Source organism: Desulfovibrio sp. (assembly GCF_019424165.1).
In the GTDB taxonomy this organism is placed as follows: Bacteria; Desulfobacterota; Desulfovibrionia; order Desulfovibrionales; family Desulfovibrionaceae; genus Desulfovibrio.
Window position 1 is genome coordinate 1 of sequence record NZ_JAHZAA010000051.1, and the last position, 4,832, is coordinate 4,832.

General features: G+C 61.1%; 6 protein-coding genes. All 6 read left to right on the top strand.

All coding sequences use genetic code 11. From position 1 onward, the window contains the following. The coding region (locus QZ377_RS11925) for a His/Gly/Thr/Pro-type tRNA ligase C-terminal domain-containing protein (protein ID WP_291441371.1) at window positions 1–441 on the top strand (441 nt) is incomplete at its 5' end. Window positions 442–829: 388 nt separating this feature from the next. After that, window positions 830–2,320, top strand: coding sequence for an exodeoxyribonuclease VII large subunit (xseA, locus tag QZ377_RS11930; RefSeq protein ID WP_291441373.1), 1,491 nt, complete (start codon window positions 830–832; stop codon window positions 2,318–2,320). Further along, a complete protein-coding gene (locus QZ377_RS11935; RefSeq protein ID WP_291441375.1) occupies window positions 2,317–3,327 on the top strand; it encodes a M23 family metallopeptidase in 1,011 nt (336 codons plus the stop codon). The genes xseA and QZ377_RS11935 overlap by 4 nt, the downstream gene beginning before the upstream one ends. A 5-nt stretch (window positions 3,328–3,332) precedes the next feature. Then, on the top strand, window positions 3,333–3,605 hold the full coding sequence (xseB, locus tag QZ377_RS11940; RefSeq protein ID WP_291441377.1) for an exodeoxyribonuclease VII small subunit: 273 nt from the start codon (window positions 3,333–3,335) through the stop codon (window positions 3,603–3,605). A 15-nt stretch (window positions 3,606–3,620) separates the two neighbouring features. Next, a complete protein-coding gene (locus QZ377_RS11945; RefSeq protein WP_291441379.1) occupies window positions 3,621–4,514 on the top strand; it encodes a polyprenyl synthetase family protein in 894 nt (297 codons plus the stop codon). A gap of 70 nt (window positions 4,515–4,584) precedes the next feature. After that, the coding region (locus tag QZ377_RS11950) for a 1-deoxy-D-xylulose-5-phosphate synthase N-terminal domain-containing protein (protein WP_291441389.1) at window positions 4,585–4,832 on the top strand (248 nt) is incomplete at its 3' end.

A 4,832-nucleotide genomic window follows, 5' to 3' on the forward strand; every position in this document is an offset into this window, starting at 1 on the left:
GGCAAGGAGCAGACCATGATCATGGGCTGCTACGGCATCGGCGTTTCCCGCGTGGCTGCCGCCGCCATAGAGCAGAACCATGATGAGCACGGCATTGTTTTTCCGCCGCCGGTGGCTCCTTTCGAATGTGTGCTGCTTAACCTTGACCCCCGCAGTGAAGAGGTCAACGCCAAGGTTGAAGAAATCTACGCCCTGCTGCAGGGCATGGGGATCGAGGTGCTGCTGGACGACCGCGAAGAGCGGCCCGGCGTCAAGTTCAAGGATGCCGACCTGCTGGGTATTCCCATGCAGCTCGTGGTGGGCGGCAAGGGGCTTGGTCGCGGCATCGTGGAATGCAAAGACCGCCGCACCGGCGAAAAAAGCGAGCTTTCCGCCGCCAGCCTGGAGCAGGATTTTGTCGCATGGGCTGAAAAGGTACGGCAGGGCTGGGCTAATCGCTAGAGCCTGCTTTTGAAATAAGCGCCGCCCGCAAAAATTACATTTCTGCGGGCGGCGCTTCATTGGTACACATTTCCGGTTGCCGTTGGGCGCGGTCTTTGCTACATGGCCAGCCCGATCTTGCCATGACGGTCCAATGCCCGTTTAAGGGCGCGGCACAGGGTAAAAACGTATAGGCCCGAGCTGTATTGCAGCCGGACGAGGCCAGACTGTTTGCCTGCGGTCAAAGCGTTTCTGCCGGTTACAGGGCGCATGTCTTTATCCTCTTGTGTCGCGGCGCTTTGCGGGAATGGCCATCACCCACGGGCGCTTGGCCGGGCATTTCCCCGGGTATTTCTTCGATCCGCCGTCTTCCCTCTGTGGCGTCAAAAAGATATGCTGGCGAAACATCATGCAGGAAGCCATACTGACCGTCCGTGAACTCACGGAACAACTGCGCAAAAGCCTTGAAGGGCGTTTTCCCTTTGTCTGGGTACGGGGTGAGGTGACCAATTTCTCACGGCCCGGCTCGGGGCATGTCTATTTCAGTCTCAAAGATCAGGATGCGCAGTTGCAGTGCGTCTGGTTTCGACACATGCAGCGGCAGGCCGATCAGGGCTTCGATCCGCTTACGGGGGAAGTTTTTGACGAACCCCGGCCTTCTCCCCTTGAGCTCTTGCGCAATGGGCTGGATGTGCTTTGCGCCGGGCGTATCAGCGTATACGCGCCACGCGGGCAGTATCAGCTTGCAGTGGAACTGGTGCAGCCCGCGGGTGAGGGGCTGCTTGCGCAGGCATTTGAAGAAAGCAAGCGCAAGCTGGCCGCCCTGGGATATTTTGCCCGTGGGCGCAAGCGTCCTCTGCCCAGGGACCCGCAGCGGGTGGCTCTTGTTACTTCGCCCACCGGGGCGGCCATTCATGATTTTCTTGAATTGGCGCGCGACCGCGGCAGCGGTTCGCGCATCCGTCTTTTTCCGTCACTGGTGCAGGGGGCTGAGGCGGCCCCTGCCATAGTGCGCGCCCTGGCCGAGGCCAATGCCCAGGCCGGGCAGAGTGACGGGCCGCAGGTTATCGTTCTTGTGCGCGGCGGCGGTTCGCTGGAAGATTTGTGGGCTTTTAACGAAGAAAGCGTGGCAAAAGCCGTATTTGAATCCCGGTTGCCTGTTCTTGCGGGCATCGGCCACGAAGTAGACGTGACACTGGCGGACATGACCGCCGATATGCGCGCGGCCACCCCAAGCCATGCGGCCCAACTGCTCTGGCCGCCACGCCTTGAGCTGCACCAGCGTGTGGACGAGGTCCGGGCGGCCCTGCGCCGCGCCATGGAGCGACGCCTCGAATCTGTCGGGCAGCGGCTGCGTGAACACGAAAAAGCACTGGCCTGGTTTTCGCCACAGCGGCACCATGAGCGCCTGTATGAGCGCCTTGCCGTCCTTGACGCCGCGCTTGCCAGAGCCGCGCGGCACTGGCTGGAAAGCAGGGAGGCGCAGACAGCCCGGTTTGAGCGTGCTTTGCGTGGCTCTTTCGGCCTGGAAAAACTCGATATTTTTGATGCCCGGCTGGAGCACCTGCGCGCGCGTCTGCATGCGGCGTTGCCACGTCTGACGGACGAGCGGCAGCGCGCCCTGAACTATGCCGCCCAGCGCCTGCAAAGCGCAGCCAGAAACCATGTGGCGCAACACGAACGCAGTCTGGATGTTCTTGGGGCGGCCCTTGAGGCGGGCGATCCCCTTATGCCGCTTTCTCGCGGCTACGCTTTGGTAAGTGTCGGCGGCGGTCTTGTGCGCTCTGTGGAAACAGCCCCGCCCGGTACAGAAATCGAAGTGCGCCTGTCTGACGGCAGCCTGGCAGCCGTGGTCGGCAGTGTACGCCGCGCCAGACGCGGGAAAAGGAAAAAAGTATGAAAAACATTCTACATATACAGCTTGTGCGCAGGGTTTTTACCACACTGCTGCCCGTGCTGCTTGTATTGGTGATCTTTTCCGGCGGCCCGGCCCTGGCCGCTCCGCAGGTACAGCTTGAGGCCCCCGCCACAGTCGCCAGAGGCGACGCTTTTCTGGCTCTGGCCGTCAGTAACGCGGCTGTTCCGGCTTTCAGCTTTAGCTGGATGGGAAAAAAATACACGGCCACGGCCCTGCCTGTGGCGTCTGCCTCCGGTGCGGCGCAGAGCTGGCAGGCCGTTATTCTCCTGCCCGTGCCGCTGGACGCCAAGGAAAGTGACCTCACCCTTGGTGTAAGCCTTGCAACGGGGCAGGGCGGCGGTAAAAAATCCGACGCTGCCGCGCAGGTTGCCACACAGGGTATCCGGCTTTATGACAAAGACCGCCCGGTCCAGAAACTTACGGTGGACAAAAAATATGTTAATCCTCCTGCGGCGCAGATGGAGCGCATCAAGGCCGACAGGGAGCTTGTACGCAAGACCCTTGCGCAGTATTCGCCCGAGCGCCTCTGGGCGCTGCCCTTCACCAGGCCCGTACCCGGCGGCGTTTCGAGCCTTTTTGGCCTGAAGCGCGTGTTTAACGGCCAGCCGCGCGGCCTGCACCGGGGGCTGGACCTGCGGGCCGCTGAAGGCACGCCCATAGTTGCCTGCGCCGACGGCAGGGTAGCCTTGACCGGGGATTTGTACTTCTCGGGCAATGTGGTGTACATCAATCACGGCGAAGGGGTTTTCACTGCCTATCTGCATATGTCAAAAATTCTGGTCACGCAGGGCCAGCCTGTGCGCAAGGGCGAAGTCATCGGCCTGGTAGGGGCCACTGGCCGCGTTACCGGGCCACATTTGCACCTTTCTTTGCTGGTGCAGGGTGTTTCTGTTGACCCACAGCCTTTTCTGGCCGTAAATTCCGCCGCTGAAGCAGCACCCCCGGCTGCCTCGGGCGTGGCTGCGCAAGACGCCAACACGGGAAGGTAGACTGCATGAGCGCCAAGAACGACAATCTTTTTGAAAAAAAATTGGCCCGACTTCAGGAAATCGTCGGCGCGCTGGAGTCCGGCGATCTGCCGCTCGAAAAGGGCATGGCCCTGTATAAAGAAGGCGCCACGTGCGCGCGCTACTGCCGCCAGCAGCTTGACAAGGCCCGTCATGAACTGGAGATATGGCAGGATGGTCAGGCAAGCCCCATAAATTCCCATGGTGATACGGCCAGGGAATATCCTGATGATGAAGCTGAAGAAGCCGAGGAAGCGTAGGAGGCTCAACAGGTGATGATGCCAGTATCCCGGATGAAGGAACTTTTGCGCGAACGCGGGCAAATGGTGGAAGAAGATCTTGCCGTCTGCCTTGATGGCCGTGCTGTGCCGCAGCGCCTCAAGGACTCTATGCAGTACAGCCTTCAGGCCGGAGGCAAGCGCCTGCGCCCCGTGCTCTGCCTGAGCGCTGCCGCCATGTGCGGTCTGCCGCTGCGCGATGCTTTGCCTTTTGCCTCGGCCATCGAGATGATTCATACCTATTCGCTGGTGCATGACGATCTGCCAGCTATGGATGATGACGACCTGCGCCGCGGCAAGCCTTCAAACCACAAGGCGTTTGACGAGGCTACAGCCATTCTTGCGGGCGATGGTCTGCTGACCGACGCATTTCTGATGATGTGCCGCAGCCCCCTGGCCCCACCGCGCGTGTTGCGGGCCATCAGCGAACTGGCCTTGGCCGCCGGTTCTTCCGGCATGGTGGGCGGGCAGGAATGGGACATGATATTTACCGGCAAAGACTCGGTAACCATTGAAGAACTGCGCGGCATTCACGCTATGAAAACAGGCGCGCTACTGCGGGCTTCCTGTGTATGCGGGGCCATGCTGGCCGGGGCTTCGGATGAAGATCTGGCCGCCATCGGCTCTTATGGCGCAGCCCTTGGTGTGGCGTTTCAGATAGCCGACGACATTCTTGATGTAGTGGCCGATACCGCTACTCTGGGCAAGCCCGTGGGCAGCGATGCGGCCCAGGGCAAGAAGACTTATCCCGCCTTGCTGGGGCTTGACCAGAGCCGCGCCCTGGCGCTGGAGCAGGCCGAGAGGGCCAAGGCCGCGCTTGCGGGCTTCAGTGGGGACGAGGCGGACTTTTTGCGTGCATTGGCCAACTATACGGTCACCAGGGCGGCCTGACATGCCTGACACACATACAATGACGGTGCAGGACGTTTCTGTGGGGACCGGCGCGGCACAGGCTGCCAACATGCCGGAACCTGCCGCGCGGGCTGATAATCCGCCGCTTTCCCTTCTTGACGGCATTGAACGTCCCTCGCAGCTTGTAGGCATGGATGATGTGGCGCTCGCGCAGTTGGCGGGCGAGGTGCGTCAGCGCATTATTGACGTGGTTTCGCGCAACGGCGGCCATCTGGCACCGTCTCTTGGCGTGGTGGAACTGACGCTGGCGCTTCTTTCCACCTTCAATATTGAAGGAGACAAACTGGTGTGGGATGG